Here is a 20,740-nt window from a genome sequence, read left to right on the forward strand (position 1 = left end):
CGAGTTGGACATGCCGCTTATGAATTCGCCCGCCAAGACGACTCTCGTGCCTTTCACCATCATTTTCCTCGCACTGACATCAATTGCGCGCGCCGGTGATGCCGGTTCCCCCGATCTCGACGCATTGCGCCTGCTGGCGCCGGTAAGCGCCCTTGGCGTGCCACCGCAAGACAAGACGGGCGCGTTGGCCGCCAATCTCAAGGTGACGCAGCAAATTCAGAACGGCAGCGCCAAACAACCGCTGTTGCAGGACTTCAAGATTCAGCAACAGCAGGCGCTACGCGACGCCTTCATTACCAAAGACAATGCCGTCGAATTTGCAGACGGCCTCGGCAGCGAACTCGGCGGCCTCTACCAGTCCGCGGCCAAATATACGAGCACGGACGATGGCCTGACGGCGAGCGGCATAAACATCTCGCCAGCCCTCGAGACCCTGTTCTACATCGCGAATGCCGAAGAGAATAAAGCGTCCGGCACGGCCAAATATTTCTTCGCCGACGGGAAAGCGGACAAGAAGGCCTGCCTTTGGAGCAAGGCGCATGAAGTTCTCGATGACGTCCACGGCAAGATCGATGTTTTCGGCACGGCCTATGATCACGATCCGGTCACGAAGGAATGCACGGACATAACCGACAAGCAATTCGACAGCGACCCGACCGCCTGCACGAAGAGCTTCGATAAATACGGAAACTCACGGCCGTTCCAGACCGAGCCGGGACTGGCGATCTATCTCGGCAAGGATTATTTCGGCGTCCCCGTCAGCAATCTGTCGTTCCTGTGCGGCCCGCAGCAACCGCTGCAAACCAGCCCCAGCTTTCCCAGCGGCCACACAACGTTCGGCTATACCGAGTCCGTGCTGCTCGGCATCCTCGTGCCGGCGCGTTATCCGCAGATGATCGTGCGGGCGGCGGAATATGGCAACGACCGCATCATCCTGGGCGCCCATTATGCAATGGACGTGCTCGCCGGGCGGACATTGGCGCTTTACGAGGTCGCCAGGCTTCTCGACCCGAAGACGGGCGCCGGAGCAGCGGCCAGCAAGGCGCCCGCCAACAAGAGCCACGCCGATTTCTCAAGCGTGCTCGCCCAGGCCCGCAAAGACCTGACACAATTTTTCCTCCGCGAATGCTCGGAAAAAATCTTGTCGGCCTGCGCCGCGCAGGATCACAGCCGCTTCGCCAATGCCGATAAGAACGAGGCGTTCTACAACGCGACGCAGACCTACGGCCTCCCCGTCGTCTGGCCGGCCGCCGCGAAAGCCACCGAGGACGTCAGCAAACTGACGCCAAACCCCGGCTATCTGCTGACCGCCGCCTACCCGAAGCTCGCGCTTGAGGACGCCGACCGCATTCTGGCCGAGACCGAAGGTCCGGGCGGCGGCTTTCTCGACGGCGGGAATCCCTTAGGCGTCTATTCGCGGCTCGACCTCTATCACGCCGCGCAAAAAGCTCAGGCGATGGAAGCGGCCGACAACAAACCCGCGCATTAGGATCTGGCTTAATCGATCCGGTCTGGCGAAGCCCTCTCCCGCGGGAGAGGGTCGATCGAATGTCGAGATGAGCTAGAAAGACGCTGGCGTATTGACCCAGAGAACCTGGCAGGTTTCGAGGCCGGGATTGATCCACGAGTGCTTCCGCACGCTCTCGAAGTAAAGGCTGTCCCCGGCAAAGAGACGGACGCTGCCGATCCCATCGACCGACAGTTCAAGGCATCCCGAGAGCACGAAGACGAATTCCTCACCGGCATGATTATAGGAGCCGCTGCTTTGCGCGCCGGGCGCAAGGTTCCACTCCTTGCAATCCATCATCCGGTCGCCCGTCGCAATAGCGCGAACGACGATCCCCTCGCCGAGGTTGGTGAGCCGCTGGCCTTCGTTGCGTCTGACCGGCCCCATAACGGCTGGTTGCGGCGCCGCGGAAAGCTGCGTGATCGTGATGCCGAAATAATCGGCAAGCGTGCGCAATAGCTTTACGCTCGCGCCTTTCGAGGTCCGCTCGAACGTGCTGAGGGTCGAAGCGGAAACACCGAGGTCGCTCGCGAGCTTTTGAAGAGACAAGCCGCGTTCGAGCCGCCTGCGCCTGACCTGCGCACCGGGTGACAGCATCCGGCTCGTAAGGTCGCCGCCGCGCAAAGGGTCTTTGGAAGCGCCGGCGGCGCCGAGATGAGATTTGATCTCCGCGAGACTCAAGCCGCCCGTGTTGCGAAGCCGGGCAATCTCGTTGGCCTTATCGATTTGCTCCGGCGTGTACGAACGATGCCCGGAGGGAGCACGAATCGGCGTCAGGACACCATATTTCTCCCACTGCCGCAGCGTACCCGGCGTAACACCGACCTCTTTGGCGACATCCGAAATCTTCCGCTCACTCATCGTTTTCTCTTTGTGCCGGCCCGAGTGTCGCGCTTGAGGAAGGCAATAGTGGAGGCATTTTCAATTGGCAATTTGGGGAGCGCGCGCCTTATCCAAGATCAAAGGTCCTGCCCGTCCCGCGCGCCAAATGACGCGCATTTTGGCAGTGAAGGGCTTGGTTTTAAGCACATATTTTTCCTGCTGAGAAAATAATCATTTATCGAATATTTTGTATATTCAGCCGTTTACATAACAAAAATCATCCCCCGGTCAATGGCACACCTTCTGCAATATCCCATCAATTCAAGCGGATATCGCGCCAAAGGAGCGAGCCATGACCGACCAGGCAGTCGAAACTTTTGTAGAATTTGAAGAGGCGCCGTCGCTCAAGCGAGAGATAAACTGGGTCCACGCCGTCGGCATCGCGACGGGCGTTCCTGCCCTGGTTCTTTTCTCGATCGGCGCCATCGCCTCGACGGTCGGCTCCCCCTCCTGGCTGGTCTGGATTTTGTCCGTGCTGATCGGGTCGTTCCAGATGTTCACCTATGCCGAGGTCGTCGGAATGTTCTCGAACAAATCCGGCGGCGCCGCCGTTGCCGGCTCCCTTGCCTGGCTGCCATACAGCAAGGCTGTCCCGGCGATTTCAGCATGGTGCTATTGGCTGGCCTGGTCGCCGGTGCTCGCGATCGGCACGACCATCGCGTCGGGATATATTTTGACGTCATTCTTTCCCGCTACGTCTCCCATCAACACCTGGCAGATCACGCTCATCGATCTGAACTTTATTCAGTCTGGCCTCACGCTTCGTATCAACGCCAATTTCCTCATCAGCGCGATTCTGCTTCTTGTCGTTTTTCTCATCCAGCATGGCGGCATTCTCCGCGCCGCCCGCTTTCAGGTTATTTTTGCGGTCGCTTCCCTCTTGCCCCTCGGCATCATCGGCATTCTTCCCCTCCTCACCGGCAAGGCCGATCTCCATCAATTGTTGCCCGTCGTCCCGCTCGCGCACGATGCGGCCGGCAAAGTCATTCCCGGCAAATGGGATATGGCGGGCATCACGCTCTTCGTCGGCGCACTGGGGCTTGCGGCATGGTCGAGCTATGGCATCGAAGCCTGTCTGGTCTACGCGCGCGAATTCAAACGGCCGAACGTCGACGTGATCAAGGCCTCGCTGGCGACCGCCGCGCTGTGCCTTTTCTTCTATGCGGTCGTTCCAATCAGCTTCCAGGCTTTCCTGGGACTGAGCGGCATTTCCGATCCCTCGATCGCCGACGGCTCGGGCGTCGCGGGCGCCATGGCGAAAATGGTCAGTACGTCGCCAATGGTAACCGCCATCATCGTCGCGATGTTGATCATCACGCTGTTGCTGTCGGTTCTGACCGCCATGTCGGGGTCGTCCCGCACGCTGTATCAGGCATCGACCGACGGCTTCCTGCCGAAGTATCTCTCGAGAGCCAATTCCCACGGCGTCCCCAGTAACGCCATGTGGACGGATATTGCCGTCAATCTCGTGCTCCTGCTCGTCTCCAACAACGTCTTCCTGCTCGCCATCTCAAACGTCTGCTATCTCGTCTTCAACTTCATCAATCTCCAGGCAGGCTGGATTCACCGGGTCGACCGGCCCGGTCAGAAGCGGCCTTACAAGGCACCGACCTGGCTCATCGCCATTGGCGCGTTGCTCGGCTTCGTCAATCTCTTCTTCATTGGCATGGGCTCGAATGTGTTCGGCGCCGGGGTTTTGAAATGGGGCTTGATCACGGTGTTTCTTGTCGTGCCGATTTTCCTTTTCCGCCATTACGTGGTCGACAAAGGCGTGTTCCCGAAGGCGCTGACCGAAATTGCCGCGGACGGTTCAGGTGCCAGCGACCTGCATGTCGGCCAGGCAAAGTGGCTTCCCTATTTGGCGGCAGCCGCCGGGGTGCTGGTCGTCACAGCGGGGGCCTATCTGGCCGTCAACTGACCGACGTCGGCTTCCCGTCCGACTTTGGTTCGGGAAGTCATTGTTTGGCGGTCGAAGCGCACGCGCTCACTCGCTTCCCGCTGAAGCGCCCCGGGACGATCAGTCCCGGGGCGATCAATTCGGAGCAGGCTGTGGCGCGATCGGACACCTATCCGGACGAAGGCGCGGGCAGCAGCGGGCTTTCAACGTGCCCCGCAAATCGGCAGCGGCCGTGGCGGCGGCGGCGGATGATCTCTTTTGAACTGCGCGATCAGCGGACCGAGGGACTCGTCCGACCAAAATCTCGGCGCGCGAATTTCATTCAGACAAAGCGCGTTCCAGTATAATCCCGTTCGCGACAATGATTGGCCGCCCGCCCGCGCCCGCGCGACCGCGTTGACGTCCGCTGCCCCGGGATAGATGTAGAGCGTCGTCGGATTGTTCCTCACCATTGCGATGATCTGGGCGGCGTCCGACGGCGACCAGCTCGTGCAGCCGTTACTGCGCCCGCCCGAGTAATCGACGAGTTGCCCGAACGGCACATAGCCATCGCGGTCCGCGTAGGGGCTGCCCGAATTTTTCATGAGGCACAGGCCCGCCAGTTTGACGGTGGCATGGCCGCCGATCTCGCGTTCTCTGGCGTTCGCCGTCTGGCCTTCGCCTTCGAATTGAATGAAGGAGCGGATCAGCGCCGCACTATGTCCCCCGGCACGATAATAGCCTTTGAACGACGTCTTCATCCCGGCCGTCACATAAGCTCCGCCAGCCGTCAGATCCGAGCCCGTTGCGTTGCCAAAATTCTTGGCGCACTGGCGCCCGTTGGCGAAATCCGCGACGCCTCTCAAATCGAGACCGCCGCCGTGCCCCGCTGGAATCGCGCGAAACGCGTGCGCGTCTTCGCAGATAATGTAAAAGCGGCGGCCGGCAGCGCCTCCCGTATCGTTCGGGCGCGTCGCGTCCATCGCGAAATAGCAACGGTTTCGGACTTCACCTTCGCCCAACTTTTGCAGATAGAGCCCGCGCGCCCGCTGCAATACGACGGGGGCGATTTGACCATCCCCGTAGCCGACATGGGCCTCCAGCCAGGCCGGAACGTCAGATGTCGGCTCCGCCGTCGCTGATCGCACCGCCAATACTCCGGCGAGGAACAAAGCGAAGAAATGAATCGCGGTGATAAAAGCGAATCTTGATCGCAATAATCGCCTCCTGTCGAACCCACGCCGGTAAACGGACCTCAAAGCCGGATAGACAGGTCCGCCATAAGAACCGCCTCACACGTCGAGATTGGCGACGTTGAGCGCGTTCTCCTGGATGAATTCGCGCCGCGGCTCGACGACATCGCCCATCAGCTTGACGAAAATATCGTCGGCCTCGTCGCCTTCCTTGATCTTCACCTGAAGCAGTGAGCGCGCGTCGCGGTCCAGCGTCGTCTCCCACAATTGCTCGGCGTTCATCTCGCCAAGACCTTTGTAGCGCTGGATGTGCGAAATGCCCTTCTGCCCAGCCGCCATGATGAGATCGACCAGTTGCGACGGACCGCCGACCTGCTTTTCTTCGTTGCGGCGGATCAATCTCGCCGGCAGGCTGTAGACATCGCGCAGCGCCGGCGCGTGCTCGTTAAGGCGGCGGGCCTCACCCGAGGCCAGCAGTGCGGCGTCGAGCGTCGAGACCTGCCGGACGCCGCGCAACTCGCGGGAAAGCACGTAGCCGCCGGCGTTGACGGCGCCGGTCCAGCCGCGTTCCATGTCGTCGGCGAAACGATCCAGCCGCTCGGCGATTTCGCCCGCATGGGCGATGACCGCCGGGTCATCATCCGCATGAATGGTTTGCAAGGCGCCGGCGATGGCCGCCTGTTCGACGATCGAGCGGTCGTAGCGTGAATGCAGGCCGGCCAGAACCTGCCGGACCGTCCGCGCCTCCTCGACGACGAGGCGCAAATCCTGCCCCGCGCGCTCCTCGCCACTGGCGAGTCGCAGCACCGCGCCGTCGAGCCCGTTCTCAATCAGATAATCTTCGCGCGCGCGCTCGTCCTTCAGATATTGCTCGGACGTGCCGCGCTTGACCTTGTAGAGCGGCGGCTGGGCAATGAAGATATGGCCGCGCTCGATCAATTCCCGCATCTGACGGAAGAAGAAGGTAAGCAGCAGCGTGCGGATATGCGAGCCGTCCACATCCGCATCGGTCATGATGATGATCTTGTGGTAGCGCAGCTTGTCGGGGTTGAAATCCTCGCGGCCGATGCCGGTGCCGAGCGCGGTGATCAGCGTGCCGATCTCCTGGCTCGACAGCATCTTGTCGAAGCGCGCGCGCTCGACATTGAGGATCTTGCCGCGCAGCGGCAGCACGGCCTGGAATTCGCGGTTGCGGCCCTGCTTGGCGGAGCCGCCGGCGGAATCGCCCTCGACAAGGAAAAGCTCCGACTTCGCCGGGTCGCGTTCCTGGCAATCGGCGAGCTTGCCGGGCAGATTGGCGACATCGAGCGCGCCCTTGCGGCGAGTCAATTCGCGGGCTTTCCGCGCCGCCTCGCGCGCCTGCGCCGCCTCGACCACCTTGGCGACAATGATCTTCGCGTCCTGCGGGTGCTCCTCGAACCACGTCGCGAGCATTTCGTTGACGAGACCCTCGACCGCCGGGCGCACCTCGGACGAGACGAGCTTCTCCTTCGTCTGGGAGGAGAACTTGGGATCCGGCACCTTGACCGAGAGCACGCAGGTCAAGCCCTCACGGCAATCATCGCCGGTGAGATCGACCTTCTCGCGCTTGGTGAAGCCGGAGCGTTCGGCATAGCCGGTCACCTGCCGTGTGAGTGCCGCGCGCAGGCCGGCGAGATGGGTGCCGCCGTCGCGCTGGGGAATGTTGTTGGTAAAAGGCAGCACGTTCTCGTGGTAGGAATCGTTCCACCACAATGCGACTTCGACAGTGATGCGATCGCGCTCGCCCTTGATGAGAATCGGCGTGCCGATCAATGGCGCCTTGGTGCGGTCGAGATAGCGCACGAAGGCTTCAAGACCGCCCTCATAGAAAAGCTCTTCCTGCCTGATCTCGGAGGTCCGCAGATCCGTCAGTTCGATCCGCACACCGGAATTGAGGAACGCCAGTTCGCGCAGACGGTGCTCGATCGTCGCAAAATCGAACTCGATCATGGTGAAGGTCTGCTGCGAGGGCTGGAAGGTGACTTCCGTGCCGCGTTTGACCTTGCCATCGACGACCGGTGCCGGGCCGACGACCGTGAGCGGGGCGACCACATCGCCATTGGCGAACTCGACGACATGCTCGCGCCCGTCGCGCCAGATGCGCAGCTTCAGGAACACCGAGAGCGCGTTGACGACAGAGACGCCGACGCCATGCAGGCCGCCGGAAACCTTGTAGGAATTCTGGTCGAATTTTCCACCCGCGTGGAGCTGGGTCATGATGACCTCGGCGGCGGAAACGCCCTCCTCCGAATGGATGTCGGTCGGGATCCCGCGGCCGTCGTCGGTGACAGTCACCGAGCCATCGGCGTTGAGCGTCACCGTGACCTTTGTGGCGTAGCCCGCGAGCGCTTCGTCGATCGCATTATCGACGACCTCATAGACCATGTGGTGCAGTCCGGAGCCATCGTCCGTGTCGCCGATATACATGCCCGGCCGTTTGCGCACGGCATCGAGCCCGCGCAGAATTTTAATCGAGTCTGCGCCGTAGGCATCGTGTTCGACGCCGGCCGGATCTTGCGCGTTCTGGGGCACAGGATTCGGGCTGGCGGACGCGGATTGAGACATACGGTCTGGCACTTTCTGGCTTGCGGATTTGGCAGGGGAATCGGGCGCTTCAGCGCATAGGAAATATATAGTCATAAATCGCGCCAAATGCATGTCCTGAAATGCGGTTTTCCCGTCTTTGGGGACCGATTCCGGCCCCTGCGACGCCCTGGCGCGGGCGGGCCTTCGCGGTTCAAAACAAGGGCGGAAAATCCGGCCCCAAACGCGAACCGCCGGAAGCCCATTTCGGGCTCCGGCGGTCGGCATTTTCTGCTGTGTCAGGCGACTGGCTTCAGGCGACCTTCGTCTTGCCTTTGCCGCCCGATTTCGGCGGCGTGACCTCGCCGATGATGAGCCCTTCCGGGCCGCCGCCGATCTTGACCAGTTCGCCGTCGTGGATATGGCCGCCGAGGATTTTCTCGGCCAGCGGGTCCTGCAACGCCTTCTGGATCACACGCTTCAGCGGCCGTGCGCCATAGGCCGGATCGTAACCCTTCTCGGCCAGCCACTCGCGCGCCGTCTCGGCCATTTCGAGGGTGATCTTGCGATCCTCGAGCAGGCGCGAGAGCCGGCCGATCTGGATATCGACGATCGTCGCCATGTCGTCCCGCCGCAGGCGGTGGAACATGATGATCTCGTCGATCCGGTTCAGGAACTCGGGCCGGAAATGCGCCCGTACGATCTGCATCACCTCGTCGCGAATTGTGGCCGTGTCGTGCCCCTCCGGCTGCATGACCAGAAGCTCGGCACCGAGATTCGAAGTCATGATGATCAGCACGTTGCGGAAATCGACAGTGCGGCCCTGCCCGTCGGTCAGGCGGCCGTCGTCGAGCACCTGCAACAGGACGTTGAACACGTCCGGATGCGCCTTCTCGATCTCGTCGAAGAGCACGACCTGATAGGGCCGGCGCCGGACTGCTTCGGTCAAGGCGCCGCCCTCCTCATAACCGACGTAGCCGGGCGGGGCGCCGATGAGCCGGGCGACCGAGTGCTTTTCCATATATTCCGACATGTCGATGCGCAGCAGCGCCGTCTCGTCGTCGAACAGGAATTCGGCGAGCGCTTTGGTCAGCTCGGTCTTGCCGACGCCGGTGGGGCCGAGGAACATGAACGAGCCGATCGGCCGGTTCGGATCCTGCAAGCCTGCGCGTGCGCGCCGCACGGCCGTCGCCACCGCCGCCACGGCTTCCGCCTGGCCGACGACGCGCTTGGCCAATTGCTCCTCCATGCGGAGCAGCTTGCCGCGCTCGCCCTCAAGCATCTTGTCGACCGGGATGCCGGTCCAGCGCGAGACGACCTGCGCGACCATGTCAGGTGTCACCGCCTCATCGACGAGCACTCCGCTGCCCTTCGACTCAGTCTCCGCCAGCTTCTTCTCAAGCTCGGGGATGACGCTGTAGGTCAGTTCGCCGGCGCGCTGATATTCGCCGCGCCGCTGCGCCTGCAACAGTTCGATGCGCGCGGCTTCGAGTTGCTCCTTGAGCTTTTGCGCGGACCCCAGCTTGTCTTTCTCCGCTTTCCAGCGGGAAGTCAGCGCCGCGGATTTTTCCTCCACATCCGCGAGTTCCTTCTCAAGCTTCTGCAGCCGTTCCCGGGAGGCATTATCCGTCTCCTTCTTCAGCGCTTCCTGCTCGATCTTGAGCTGCACGACGCGGCGGTCGATCTCGTCCAGTTCCTCGGGCTTTGAATCGACCTGCATCCTGAGGCGTGAGGCCGCCTCGTCGACAAGGTCGATTGCCTTGTCGGGCAGGAAGCGGTCGGCGATATAGCGGTTCGACAAGGTCGCCGCGGCGACGATAGCGGAATCGGTGATCCGCACGCCGTGATGCAGTTCGTACTTCTCCTTCAAGCCGCGCAGGATCGAGATCGTATCCTCGACTGTCGGCTCGGAGACGAAGACCGGCTGGAAGCGCCGCGCCAGAGCCGCGTCCTTCTCGACATGCTTGCGATATTCGTCGAGCGTTGTGGCGCCGATACAGTGCAATTCGCCACGCGCCAAAGCCGGCTTCAACAGGTTCGAGGCATCCATCGCCCCGTCCGCCTTGCCGGCGCCGACCAGCGTGTGCATCTCGTCGATGAAGAGGATGATGCCGCCCTGGGCTGAGGTGACTTCGTTGAGGATGGCCTTCAGCCGCTCCTCGAACTCGCCGCGATATTTGGCGCCGGCGATCAGCGCGCCGAGGTCGAGCGCGAGCAGGCTCTTGTCGCGCAAACTCTCCGGCACGTCGCCGTTGACGATGCGCAGGGCAAGACCCTCGACGATGGCCGTCTTGCCGACACCCGGCTCGCCGATGAGCACCGGATTGTTCTTGGTCCGCCGCGAGAGAACCTGCACCGTCCGGCGGATTTCCTCGTCGCGCCCGATGACGGGATCGAGCTTGCCGGCGCGCGCCGCCTCGGTCAGATCGCGGGCATATTTCTTGAGCGCATCATAGGCGTTTTCGGCGGTCGCATTGTCGGCTGTGCGGCCCTTGCGCAAATCCTCGATCGCGGCGTTGAGCACCTGGGCGGTGACCCCGGCGCGCTGCAGGATCTTGGCCGCGTCCGTGCCCTTTTCGAGCGCGAGAGCAAGCAACAGACGCTCGACGGTCACATAGGAATCGCCCGCCTTCTGCGCGATCTGTTCGGCATTGTCGAAGAGCCGTGCGGTGGCGGGCGCGATGTAAAGCTGGCCGGCGCCGGCGCCCTGCACCTTCGGCAGTTTCGCCAGAGCAAGCTCTGTTTGGGTGAGCGCTTCCCGCGCGTTGCCGCCGGCCTTGGTGATCAGGCCGCTCGCGAGCCCTTCGGGGTCGTCCAGCAGAACCTTGAGCAGATGCTCGGGGGTGAATTGCTGGTTGTTCTCGCGAACCGCCAGCGATTGCGCGCTCTGCACGAATCCGCGCGCGCGTTCGGTGTATTTCTCGAAATTCATTCTTTCCAGACCTCCCAATGGCAAGGCTGTGCATGCATCATGGCATGGCGATTCCGCCTCGGAACATCCGACAGCGGACCTTACAGGAGATTTAGGAAAGCGGCGCGCGGATTGGTAGAGGCGCCGCGCATAGGATTAAAAAATGGCCACCGCATGCAGTGGCCATTTAACAGCTTAATCCTCGAAGGAGGCTTTGTTCGTCTCGGCCCCGCCGAACTCCGGCTTGCGGCGGCGGCGGCGCGGCCGCAGCGCAAAGCCCGCCTCACCCTCAGCCTCCGGCCGGGCGAGAACCTCGGTGCCGACAGCCTCCTCCTCGATCGGCAAAGGCGGCTCGGGCTGGACGCGGACCGGGACCGGCGCGGTGATGAAGGCCGGCAGACCGGTGTTCTCCACCTCGTCGCTCACGGGGCGCGGCTCCTGGCGCTCATAACGCGGGGCATTGTCATAGCGCTGCCCCTCAGGCCGGTGGGACGGCTGACGCGGGCGGTTGCCGTCGCGATTGGGCTGGGGGCCGCGCTCGGCGAAATTGTTGCGCTCGTAACCGCCACGATCCTGGCCGCCACGATCCTGACGACCTTGGAAATTGCGGTTGCCGCGATCGCCGCGCGGTTCGTACTGCGGGCGCTCCGACTGTGGGCGCTCCGCCTGCGGGGGCCGCTCCTGATAATTCGACTGGCCGTTGTAATTCGGCTGGCCGTTCTGGCCGTTCTGCCCCTGCGGTTGCCCGGCATAAGGCTGCGGCTGTTGCTGCGGCGCGACGCGCTCGGGCGGCGAGGCGAAACGGTCGGTCAGACCGCTGAAATCGTCTTCCTCTTCGGATTCCTCGGGCTCGGCCTCACCCGCTGGACTGTTGGCACTGCCGTATTGCGCCTGCTGCGCCTGCTGGGCGGCGGCGATGATGCGGAAATAATGCTCGGCGTGCTGGAGATAGCTCTCGGCCGTCACCGGGTCGCCGGACGATTGGGCATCCCGCGCGAGCTGGAGATATTTTTCGCCGATATGGTAGGCGGTGCCCCTGATCTTCACGTCCGGGCCATTTGACTCATAAGACCGCGACAGAGGGTTCGGTCCCTTACGATTGTTGTTGCTGTTGTTATTATTGTTCCGCCCGCGCATGCGCTTGTTATTCTGGTTTGGTCTCATCGATCTTCCTTGGATGTTTCCGATAGCCCATCCCTTCCGATCCCGGGCACAGCCCGAGTCGGCACCGCAAATCAGCGGCTAAGGTGCAAGGATAGGCTGGCTTCCGTTCTCCAGCTTGCTAACGCAAAGCCCTGTAGCGCGGACGCCAGACAGGACCGATCCCTCAATCCGGGATCTCAGACGTTGGGGACAATCACCTTAATCGCGGCGAGCACTCTCGGGCTCGCAAGACGCGGAAATCAAACCCCGCTTCGGGTAGGGACGATCTCGACGCTGCCTCATTAACATTCGCGCAAGGCGATCTTTGCGCAGGAACCTAATCGTTTTCGGCTCTTCCGCCAAGGACTTTCGCAAAAATTTTCGCCTCTGACCCGTCTATGTGGCGGATATGCCACGTATTTGGCATAGGGTCGCACCGTCCGCGCTGCATCCGCCCTAGCCGCGCCGGACTGCCGTCACGACCCGCAAATGGCCGCCAAGATCGCGCACCGAAGCGACCGATTCCAGGGTGCCGGTCGCCGCCAGCAGGGCCATCACCGATTCGGACTGGCCCGCCCCAACCTCGAAGGCGACGATGCCGTCCGGCGCCAGGAGCGCCGCGACCGCCGGTGTCAAAGACCGGTAGGCGGCAAGCCCGTCCGGACCGCCATCGAGTGCCGCGCGGGGATCATAGTCTCGCACCTCCGGCGCCAGGCCTTCGATCTCACCGCTCCCGATATAGGGCGGGTTGGAAACGATCGCATCGAAGTCGCCGCCGAGCGGTGCCGTCCAATCGCCGCAGACGACCGCGCTCCGTCCCCCCAACCCCAGCGCGGCGAAGTTGTTCCACGCGATGCGGCAGGCCACCGGCGAACGGTCGAGCCCGATGCCATAGGCCGAAGGCAATTTCGACAGCAAAGCAGCAAGGATGGCGCCGGACCCGACGCCGAGATCGAGCAGGCGCAAAGGCGCGTCGCCGCGCGGCCGCAAGGCGGCAAGGACCGTATCGACGAGAATTTCCGTATCCGGCCGCGGGTCGAGCGCCGCCGGGCCGAGGACGAAATCGAGCCCGTAAAATTCGCGCCGCCCAAGAATGCGCGAGACAGGTTCGCGCGCGATCCGCCGCTGCGCCATCGCGGCCAGTTGCCCGGCTGCGGCGCCGATGGCGCAATCCGGCTCGCGCACGAGATCGGCATGATCGATACCGAGCGCGGCGCAAAGGATCAGCCGTGCGTCGAGCGCCGCCGACTCGATCCCCGCTGCTACGAAAGCCTGCGCCATCAGGCGCTGCGCCGCGGCGCGCGAGAGCGCCGGGTCGAACCCGGCGAATTTTGCCGTCATGCGGCGGGCGTCTTGGCCGCGGGTTCGGCCACGGCCTTGGTGAGCACACGCGTCAGTCTGGCGGCGAAATCGGCGGCATTCACCGGCTTCTCGCCATCGAGCAGGCGCGCCTCGTCGAAAACGAGCCAGATGATGTCGGCGAGCGCCGCCTTGTCGGCGTGGCCGACTTGCGCCGCCAGCGCCGCGACCAGCGGATGCGACGGGTTGATTTCAAGCACCGGCTTGCTCGCCTCACGCAACTGGCCATGTTCGGCGAGGATGCGCTCCAGCCGCCGGTCGAAGCCATGTTCCGGCGCGATCAGACAGGCGGGGCTTTCGGACAAGCGGTCCGAGGCGCGCACGTCGGAGACCGAGTCCGCCAGCTCCTGCTTCATCAGAACGAAGAGCGAGGCCAGCGCCGCGGAGGGCGGCTCGGCGGCCGTCTCCTCCTTGCCTTCGAGCAGCGGGATCGCCTTGATGTCCGCCGCGCCTTGCGAGATGGATTTGAACGGCTTGCCGTCGTAGCCGGCCGCGGACGAGACCCAGAAGGCGTCGATCGGATCGGCAAGCAACAGAACCTCGATGCCTCGCGCGCGAAAACCTTCGAGCTGCGGGCTTGCGGCGAGCGTCTTCGCATCGTCGCCGTTGAGATAATAAATCGCCGTCTGGTTCGGCCGCAGCGCCGCGACATAGGCCGCGAGCGTGCGCTTGCCATCGAGATCAGCGGTCGAGGTAAAGCGCGCGAGTTTGAAGAGCACGTCGCGGCGCTCGGGGTCTTCGTAAAGACCTTCCTTCAGCACCGCGCCAAAGTTCGCCCAGATCTTTCCGAAAGCCTCGGGATCGGTTTCCTCGAGCTTGGTCAGTTCCTGCGTGACGCGATTGGCAACCGCCTTCTTGATCGACGCGAAGACCGGACTCTGCTGGATCAATTCGCGCGACATGTTGAGCGGCAGATCGGCGGAATCGACGACAAGCCGGACAAAGCGCAGCCAGCTCGGCAGAAGATCGGCGTCCGCCGCGATCAGCACATGCCGCACATAAAGCTTGCCGCGGCCTTTGCGCGATGAATCGAAAAGATCGAACGGGCGCGAGCCGGGAACGAAGGCAAGCACAGTATATTCGTGCCGTCCCTCGGCGCGCCAATGCAGCGTCAGCGCCGGTTCGTCGAACTGGCCGGAAAGATCGTGGTAGAATTCGGCATATTCCTGCTCGGTGATGGCGCTCTTGGGTTTGGTCCAGAGCGCGGAGCCCTCGGTCAGCTTGTGCGGCTCCTGGCCCGGCGCCTCTACGAGAGCTATCGGCACCGTGATCGCGCTCGAATGTTCGCGCAGGATGTGCTCGGCCCGCGATGGCTCGAGATATTCGCCGGCCGCCTCCTTGAGATGCAGGATCACGCGCGTACCGCGCACCGGCGCCTTGTCGAGAGCCAGCGGCGCGATCGAGAACGTGCCTTTGCCGTCCGAACTCCAGAGAAAGGCTTCATCCGAACCCGCCTTGCGGGTCTCTATATCGATGCGGTCCGCCACCATGAAGGCCGAATAGAAGCCGATGCCAAACTGGCCGATCAGATCCTTGCCCGCCGCATCGTCCTTGGCCTCAGTATTCAGCCGGTCGAGGAAGGCGCGCGTGCCCGAGCGCGCGATGGTGCCCAGCGCCTGCGTCAAATCCTCTTGCGACATGCCGATGCCGTTGTCGGCGACGGTCAGTGTTTTCGACTCTTTGTCGAGGGTGACGGTGATGAGAAAATTGCTGTCGTCGCCGACGAGGGCTGGATTGGCGAGCGCCTCGTAGCGCAGCTTTTCGCAGGCGTCAGCGCCATTTGAGACAAGTTCGCGCAGGAAAATATCGCGCTCGGAATAGACCGAGTGGACCATGAGATCGAGGAGCCGCGAAACATCTGCCTGAAACGCATGCGATTGGCTTGCGGCCGCTTCCATCTGTGACATCTCCCGAGTCAGAATTTCAAAAGTCAGGTTTTGAGGGTTGCGCGCGCCACATATCGCTTTTGCGACATGCGAATTCAAGGCGAAGCGCGAGCCGGGCGCCGGGAGGAGATGGAACAAGGATGGATAAAAAGGGGCCGGCTGAAGCAAGAAGGCTTCAAGCCGGCCCTATAGTGTCGCCGCATCTCATCTGAGGCGGGCCCAATCACGATCCAGCGGGGGGCTGGGGGGCTGACGAGTCCGCTAGAACCGCGTCCGAACCCTTGGCGACAGAGTGGAAGTTTCATCCCCCAAATCGGCGGGTACTGGGCTGCAAAAGGGCGAAACTGTGATTCGCTGACGCCGTCCACAGCGACGGATTTGATGATTAATTCTTTTATATTTCAAATAATTACGAGGCTGGCAGAATCACAACCTCATGCCGGCGCAAGAAAAGTTGAGCGCCAGCGCCGCGCGCTCCTGCCAGGTCGCCGAAAGGCTTGCCGGCTCCCGCGCTTTCCGCAATCATGGGGGTGGAGGGCCGGTATGAGCATGGAGTCGGCGGACGAGAATTTCCTGGCGGCACGCATCGTGCCGCTCAGCCCAAGCCAAACTGCACGAAGCCAGACTGTGCCAAGCCAGACCGCCAGCAGCCCGCCCCGCTCCGCCCCGTCGCCAGCGCAGGTGACTTTCGACCGGCAGGAATTACGCGATATTCTTGATCTTTATGGCCGCAAGGTCGCCGCCGGCGAATGGCGCGATTACGCCATCTCCTTCACCAGCCAGAAGGCGGTGTTCTCTATCTACCGGCGGACGGCGGAATTCCCGCTCTACCGGATCGAGAAAAACCCCAAGACGGCGCGCAAGCAGGGCCTCTACAGCGTCATCGCCGCGACCGGGCTGATCCTGAAGCGCGGTCACGATCTCAAGCGCGTCATCGGCGTGCTGGAGAAGAAGCTGAGCTTGGTCTCCGGATGACAAAAGCCCCGCCGGAGCGGGGCTTTATTTCTATCTCAGGTCTTCGTCTTTATGGCGCAGATGCGAAACATCGCATCTGCTTTAGTTGTTGCGCGAGCCGGTGAGCTGCAGCACCGCGACGAAGATGTTGATGAAGTCGAGATAGAGGCGCAGCGCGCCGTTGACCGACTTCTTTTCCGCCGTCTCGTGATCGTCGGAAGCGTAATACATTTCCTTGATCGACTGCGTGTCCCAGGCGGTGAGGCCGGCGAAGATGATCACCGTCAAAATGCTCAGCGCGAACTGCAGGCCCGTGCTGTGCAGGAAGATGTTGACGACGCTGGCGATGATAAGCCCGAACAGGCCCATCATCATGAACGAGCCCATCGCCGAGAGCGAACGCGGCGTCGTATAGCCGTAAAGGCTCAGCGCGCCGAAGGAGCCCGCCGTAATGAAGAACGCGCGAGCGATCGAATTGCCGGTATAGACCAGCACCAAGGTCGAGAGCGACAAGCCCATTGCCGCCGAGAAGACGAAGAACAACGCGCGTGCCGTCGAGGCCGAGATGCGGTTGATCTGGAACGAAAAGAAGAAGACGAGCGCCAGCGGCGCGAACACGACCAGCCACTTGAGCGGGCTGAAATAGATCGCCTGGCCAAAAGCCGTGAGATAAATGTTGCCGAGGTGCGCGACCGCCTGCGCCGGATCGTGCGTTACCGCCAGCAAATTGGCGCCATAGGCGAAAAGGCCCGTGACTGCGAGGCCGATCACCATATTGTTGTAGACGCCGAGCATGTAGGAGCGAAGGCCCTGGTCGATCTGGGCACGGCCTGCCTGGGGAACGCTCTGCCCCCAGCGGGCGGTGTTGCGGTCGAAGTCGGACATTGTTTCCTCGTGGGTTAGGAGGCTTGATCGCCTCCGGCCGCCGATCTCTCGTCCGGCGGGAACATCGCCGATAATATGGCCCAGCGGCCAAAGTCATACAAGGCCGCCGCCACGCTTCAGGACATGGCGAAACCTATAAATTTCGTAAGGTTTCGGCGGGTTTACGACCCAGAATCCGCCATGTTCCGAAAAGTCCAAGCGCAACCGCGGCGATGAGCGCGACGGCCGCGGCGACGAGCGCCTGCGGCCAGAGCCAGACGAAATCGAGCTTCATGACGAGTTGCACGACGGCGAGCGCGGCGGCGCTTCCCGCAACGACGCCGAAAAGCGCTGCCGCGGCGCCGATGAGGCCGAATTCGCAGATGAGCGAGACAATGAGCCGCCGCCGGGTCGCGCCGAGCACTTTCAGCACCACCACGTCATAAAGCCGCGCCCGCTGCCCGGCGGCGAGCGCCCCGGCCAGAACCAGGGTGGCGGCGAGCAGCGCGACGGCCGCCGCGCCACGCACCGCAGCGGCCAGTTCGTCGACGACCTGCCGCACGGCCTCAAGCGCATCCTTGAGGCGCAGACTCACGACATCGGGATAGGCCATTGCAATATCCCGGACCAGCCTCCGCTCCCTCGCCTCCGGCGGCGGCGTGGTGAAGGCAAGCGTCGCGAGATTGGAATAAGGCGCGCCGGCGAAGGTCGCGGGCGAAAAGACGAGCACGAAATTGATGCCGAGATTGGTCCAATCGACTTTGCGCAGACTGACGATACGCGCCTCGATCTCGCGGCCGAGCACATTGACGGTGATGCTGTCGCCGAGGCCAAGACCCAGCCCCGCCGCGATGTCTGCTGCAATAGAGACTTCCGGCGGCCCGGCATAATTTTGCGGCCACCAACGCCCCGCGACGAGCTTCGAGCCGGCGGGCAATGTCGCGGCGACGGTGATGCCGCGATCGCCTTGCAGGGCCCAGGCGGCGTCGGCACTGATCTTCACGCTCTCGGCCGGCTGTCCCTTGAGCCGCACGATGCGCCCACGCAGCATCGGCACGATTTCGATCTGGCCGCCCGGCGCGTCGGCCAGCACGAAATCGCGGAAGGCCGGTGTCTGCGCCTTCTCAACGCCGAGGAAAAAGAAATCCGGCACGGCACCGGTGCGCCCGCGGTTGAAGAGCGCATGCAGATTGCCGTCGATGAGCGTCAACGCAACGATCAGCGTGAGCCCGAGCCCGAGCGAGAGAATGATGACCGGCGTCAGCGCGCCGGGCCGGTGCAGGTTGGCGATTGCGAGCCGCAGCTCGATATCGCGCGGGCGGATCTTTTTTGCTCCGCGCATGATGAGCGTCGCGGCGCCACGCAGCAGTGCGAAGGCGCCGAGGGAGGCGACGATGAAAACGAGCGCCAGTTTGCGGTCTGGCGAGAAGACGAGAACCGAGAGCGCAAGTCCCCCGGCGGCGAGCGCGAACAGCACGAGATAAAACGGCTTCAGCAGCGGCTTTTCCGGCGCGATCTCGTCACGGAAAAGGGCCGAGACCGGCACGTCATGCGCGCGCCCGAGCGGCAGCAGCGCGAAGGCCAGCACCGTCAGCGTGCCATAGATGAGGCCCGCGCCGATCTCGCCCGGGAACACTCCCGGCACGAAGGGAAACGGCAGGAAAGCGGCAAAGGCCGCATTGAGCGCGAAGGGCAGCGCGACGCCGAGCGCGATGCCGGCGGCCATGCCGATCGACGCCATGGCCAGCACCTCGATCAACATGACGAAGAAGACGAAAAAGCCGGACGCGCCAAGCGCCTTCAAGGTCGCGATGGTTTCGGTCTTGCGTTCGACGAAGCTTGTCGACGCATTGGCGACGCCAACCCCGCCGATGAGCAGAGCGCTGAGCCCGACGAGGATCAGGAACTGGCTGAAGCGGTCCAGATCTCGCGAAAATTCCGGCGAGACGTTTTTCCATGTCCTGATGTCGAAGCCGGCGGACGGCAATGCCTTGCGAACCGCCGCGCGGACCGCTTCCGGCGTTTCGTCCGGCCGCAGCGAGAGCCGGTAAAGCCAGCGCACCAGCGCACCCGGCTGCAGGAGTTTCGTCGCCCTCAACGCCGCGTCGGACACGATGACGCGCGGGCCGAAGCCGACGCCGGCGGCGAGCTTGTCCGGTTCGCTCGTCAGGATGGCGCGCAGGGCGAAGGTTGCCACGCCGACCTTGAAGCGTGCGCCGGGCTTGAGATTAAGCCGCGCGGCGAACGCCGAGTCCGCAGCGACGCCAAAAGCGCCGTCGCGAAAGGCCAGCAGGCTGGCCAGGTCTTGCGGCGGGTTCAGCCCCACCTGGCCCGCGACGGGATAGCTCGCATCGACGGCCTTCATCTCGATCAGCGCTACCTCGGCATCGGCGCTTCGGGCCATGGCGCGGATCAGTGCAATCCGGCTGAGATTGCCATAGGACGCGAGCACGGCACGTTCGCCGGGCGTCGCCTCGCGCTGAATGAGATCAAAGGAAATATCGCCGCCGAGGATAATGCGGCCTTTCTCGACGAGGCCTTGCGCGAGCGAGCGCGTGATCGAGCCGACGCCGACAATCGCCATCAGCCCGAGCGTCAGACAGGCGATGAGGATGAAAAAGCCGCCGAGACCACCGCGAAAGTCGCGCAGCGCCAGACGGACGGCCAGAGAAAACGGTCGAAAGGCGGATGCGGGCATCGGCTGGCCGTGCCACGGCTTTGTGGCGAAGTGGGGTCAGTCGAACCTGAGGTTTTCGTCCAGGCTTTCGATCATCTGGTCGAATTCGACGGTAAAGCCGCTCTCGAAGCTGCGCAGAACCTTGCCGGACTTGGCGTCCCGCCAGCCGAGCAGGATGCGCGTTCCGGCCCGCTGGATTTGCGCGGTCCGCAGCGTCGCCACCTTGTGCGACAACAGCGCGATCTTCGCCCGGTAGAGAGTGGTGTCGGAATCAACGAGCCTGTAGACGCAGGCCGGATTGCGCAGCGTGATCCGCGCCATCAGCCGCTCGATATTGTCACGCTCGTTTTCGAGATCGAGCCCCCCCGCGTGAAGCTCGGCGAGCCTGGCAACGATCTTCTCGTGATAGACGATGTCCGGCGCGATGGAAAAACCGCTCTCGCTTTGATCGCGGACGACGCCCTGGACCAGGCCGAAATATTCGAGATCAATCCCGACCTTCATATTCAAAGGTATGGCGACTTTTCCCCCACCGGGCTCGTTATAGATGAGCACGATGCGCTCGGGCGTGACCCGCTGCGTCACGCAGGTCAGCTCCGCGCCATTCGGCAGCACGCATTTGCCGCTGAAAGGCCGCATCGTCGGGCGGGCGACCGTCGTCGAAGGGCGGCGACGGTCATTGGCGCCGCGGATGAACGAGTCACTTTGACGCGGATGCTGCGGCTGGCCTGTCACGGACGCGCTGACACCGGCCTTGGGCCCCCCAACTGGACGGCTTTCAACCTCCCCCGGATTCACGAGGCTCCATATGTTAAATCTGTGGGAAGGCTTTGTCGGCGTGTCCATCATTGATCTCCGACGCGCGGGGGGCAGGCGCGCCGTGGACGGATTTTGAACGCGACAGGTAATTTTTTAGTTATTTTGGCGGCGGTTTGTGCCTGCGC

13 protein-coding genes are annotated in these 20,740 nt (G+C 63.0%); 3 read left to right on the forward strand and 10 right to left on the reverse strand.

The features are described 5' to 3' along the window. Positions 1-10: 10 nt before the first annotated feature. Positions 11-1,489, forward strand: a complete 1,479-nt coding sequence (locus tag CWB41_RS01595) for a phosphatase PAP2 family protein (protein ID WP_245411188.1) — start codon at positions 11-13, stop codon at positions 1,487-1,489. Between the two features lie 72 nt (positions 1,490-1,561). Here the strand turns inward: CWB41_RS01595 and CWB41_RS01600 are convergent, their stop codons facing one another. Then, positions 1,562-2,368: a MerR family transcriptional regulator gene (locus CWB41_RS01600; protein ID WP_115835726.1), complete on the reverse strand. Its 807-nt coding sequence runs from the start codon at positions 2,366-2,368 to the stop codon at positions 1,562-1,564. A 313-nt stretch (positions 2,369-2,681) separates the two neighbouring features. On the opposite strand from CWB41_RS01600, the gene CWB41_RS01605 reads away from it, so the two are divergent. Next, entirely contained in the window at positions 2,682-4,307 is a 1,626-nt protein-coding gene (locus CWB41_RS01605) for a trimethylamine N-oxide permease (protein WP_115835725.1), read from the forward strand. A 182-nt stretch (positions 4,308-4,489) separates the two neighbouring features. Here CWB41_RS01605 and CWB41_RS01610 read toward each other — a convergent pair whose 3' ends face one another. From CWB41_RS01610 to htpG, 6 genes are all read right to left on the reverse strand, one after another. Continuing rightward, entirely contained in the window at positions 4,490-5,482 is a 993-nt protein-coding gene (locus tag CWB41_RS01610) for a hypothetical protein (RefSeq protein WP_115835724.1), read from the reverse strand. 75 nt (positions 5,483-5,557) lie between these two features. Further along, a complete protein-coding gene (gene gyrB, locus CWB41_RS01615) occupies positions 5,558-8,044 on the reverse strand; it encodes a DNA topoisomerase (ATP-hydrolyzing) subunit B (protein ID WP_115835723.1) in 2,487 nt (828 codons plus the stop codon). Between the two features lie 271 nt (positions 8,045-8,315). Continuing rightward, positions 8,316-10,934 (reverse strand): ATP-dependent chaperone ClpB, encoded by a 2,619-nt coding sequence (gene clpB, locus CWB41_RS01620; protein WP_115835722.1) that lies wholly within the window; start codon positions 10,932-10,934, stop codon positions 8,316-8,318. Between the two features lie 174 nt (positions 10,935-11,108). Beyond that, positions 11,109-12,077 carry a DUF4167 domain-containing protein gene (locus tag CWB41_RS01625; RefSeq protein ID WP_115835721.1) on the reverse strand — a complete coding sequence of 323 codons (969 nt, stop codon included), beginning with the start codon at positions 12,075-12,077 and terminating at the stop codon, positions 11,109-11,111. A gap of 435 nt (positions 12,078-12,512) precedes the next feature. Further along, positions 12,513-13,397, reverse strand: coding sequence for a peptide chain release factor N(5)-glutamine methyltransferase (gene prmC / locus CWB41_RS01630; protein WP_115835720.1), 885 nt, complete (start codon positions 13,395-13,397; stop codon positions 12,513-12,515). Continuing rightward, positions 13,394-15,322, reverse strand: coding sequence for a molecular chaperone HtpG (gene htpG, locus CWB41_RS01635; RefSeq protein ID WP_115836338.1), 1,929 nt, complete (start codon positions 15,320-15,322; stop codon positions 13,394-13,396). Before htpG ends, prmC begins: the two co-directional genes overlap by 4 nt. Before the next feature lie 522 nt (positions 15,323-15,844). Between htpG and CWB41_RS01640 the strand changes: the two genes are divergently transcribed. Beyond that, complete coding sequence (locus tag CWB41_RS01640) at positions 15,845-16,276, forward strand: DUF2794 domain-containing protein (protein WP_245411185.1); 432 nt, start codon at positions 15,845-15,847, stop codon at positions 16,274-16,276. A gap of 81 nt (positions 16,277-16,357) precedes the next feature. Here the strand turns inward: CWB41_RS01640 and CWB41_RS01645 are convergent, their stop codons facing one another. The 3 genes from CWB41_RS01645 to CWB41_RS01655 form a co-directional block, all read right to left on the reverse strand. Then, positions 16,358-17,140: a Bax inhibitor-1/YccA family protein gene (locus tag CWB41_RS01645; RefSeq protein WP_115835718.1), complete on the reverse strand. Its 783-nt coding sequence runs from the start codon at positions 17,138-17,140 to the stop codon at positions 16,358-16,360. A gap of 133 nt (positions 17,141-17,273) precedes the next feature. Further along, positions 17,274-19,817: an ABC transporter permease gene (locus CWB41_RS01650; protein WP_115835717.1), complete on the reverse strand. Its 2,544-nt coding sequence runs from the start codon at positions 19,815-19,817 to the stop codon at positions 17,274-17,276. Between the two features lie 36 nt (positions 19,818-19,853). After that, a complete protein-coding gene (locus CWB41_RS01655) occupies positions 19,854-20,531 on the reverse strand; it encodes a hypothetical protein (RefSeq protein ID WP_129396374.1) in 678 nt (225 codons plus the stop codon). Positions 20,532-20,740 lie beyond the last annotated feature (209 nt).

This window comes from Methylovirgula ligni (assembly GCF_004135935.1).
In the GTDB taxonomy this organism is placed as follows: Bacteria; Pseudomonadota; Alphaproteobacteria; order Rhizobiales; family Beijerinckiaceae; genus Methylovirgula; species Methylovirgula ligni.

Coding starts and splice junctions, on each gene's coding strand:
- CWB41_RS01595 (WP_245411188.1), top strand. CDS start 11: ATGCCGCTTATGAATTCGCCCGCCAAGACGACTCTCGTGCCTTTCACC.
- CWB41_RS01600 (WP_115835726.1), bottom strand. CDS start 2,368: ATGAGTGAGCGGAAGATTTCGGATGTCGCCAAAGAGGTCGGTGTTACG.
- CWB41_RS01605 (WP_115835725.1), top strand. CDS start 2,682: ATGACCGACCAGGCAGTCGAAACTTTTGTAGAATTTGAAGAGGCGCCG.
- gyrB (WP_115835723.1), bottom strand. CDS start 8,044: ATGTCTCAATCCGCGTCCGCCAGCCCGAATCCTGTGCCCCAGAACGCG.
- clpB (WP_115835722.1), bottom strand. CDS start 10,934: ATGAATTTCGAGAAATACACCGAACGCGCGCGCGGATTCGTGCAGAGC.
- CWB41_RS01625 (WP_115835721.1), bottom strand. CDS start 12,077: ATGAGACCAAACCAGAATAACAAGCGCATGCGCGGGCGGAACAATAAT.
- prmC (WP_115835720.1), bottom strand. CDS start 13,397: ATGACGGCAAAATTCGCCGGGTTCGACCCGGCGCTCTCGCGCGCCGCG.
- htpG (WP_115836338.1), bottom strand. CDS start 15,322: ATGTCACAGATGGAAGCGGCCGCAAGCCAATCGCATGCGTTTCAGGCA.
- CWB41_RS01640 (WP_245411185.1), top strand. CDS start 15,845: ATGAGCATGGAGTCGGCGGACGAGAATTTCCTGGCGGCACGCATCGTG.
- CWB41_RS01645 (WP_115835718.1), bottom strand. CDS start 17,140: ATGTCCGACTTCGACCGCAACACCGCCCGCTGGGGGCAGAGCGTTCCC.
- CWB41_RS01650 (WP_115835717.1), bottom strand. CDS start 19,817: ATGCCCGCATCCGCCTTTCGACCGTTTTCTCTGGCCGTCCGTCTGGCG.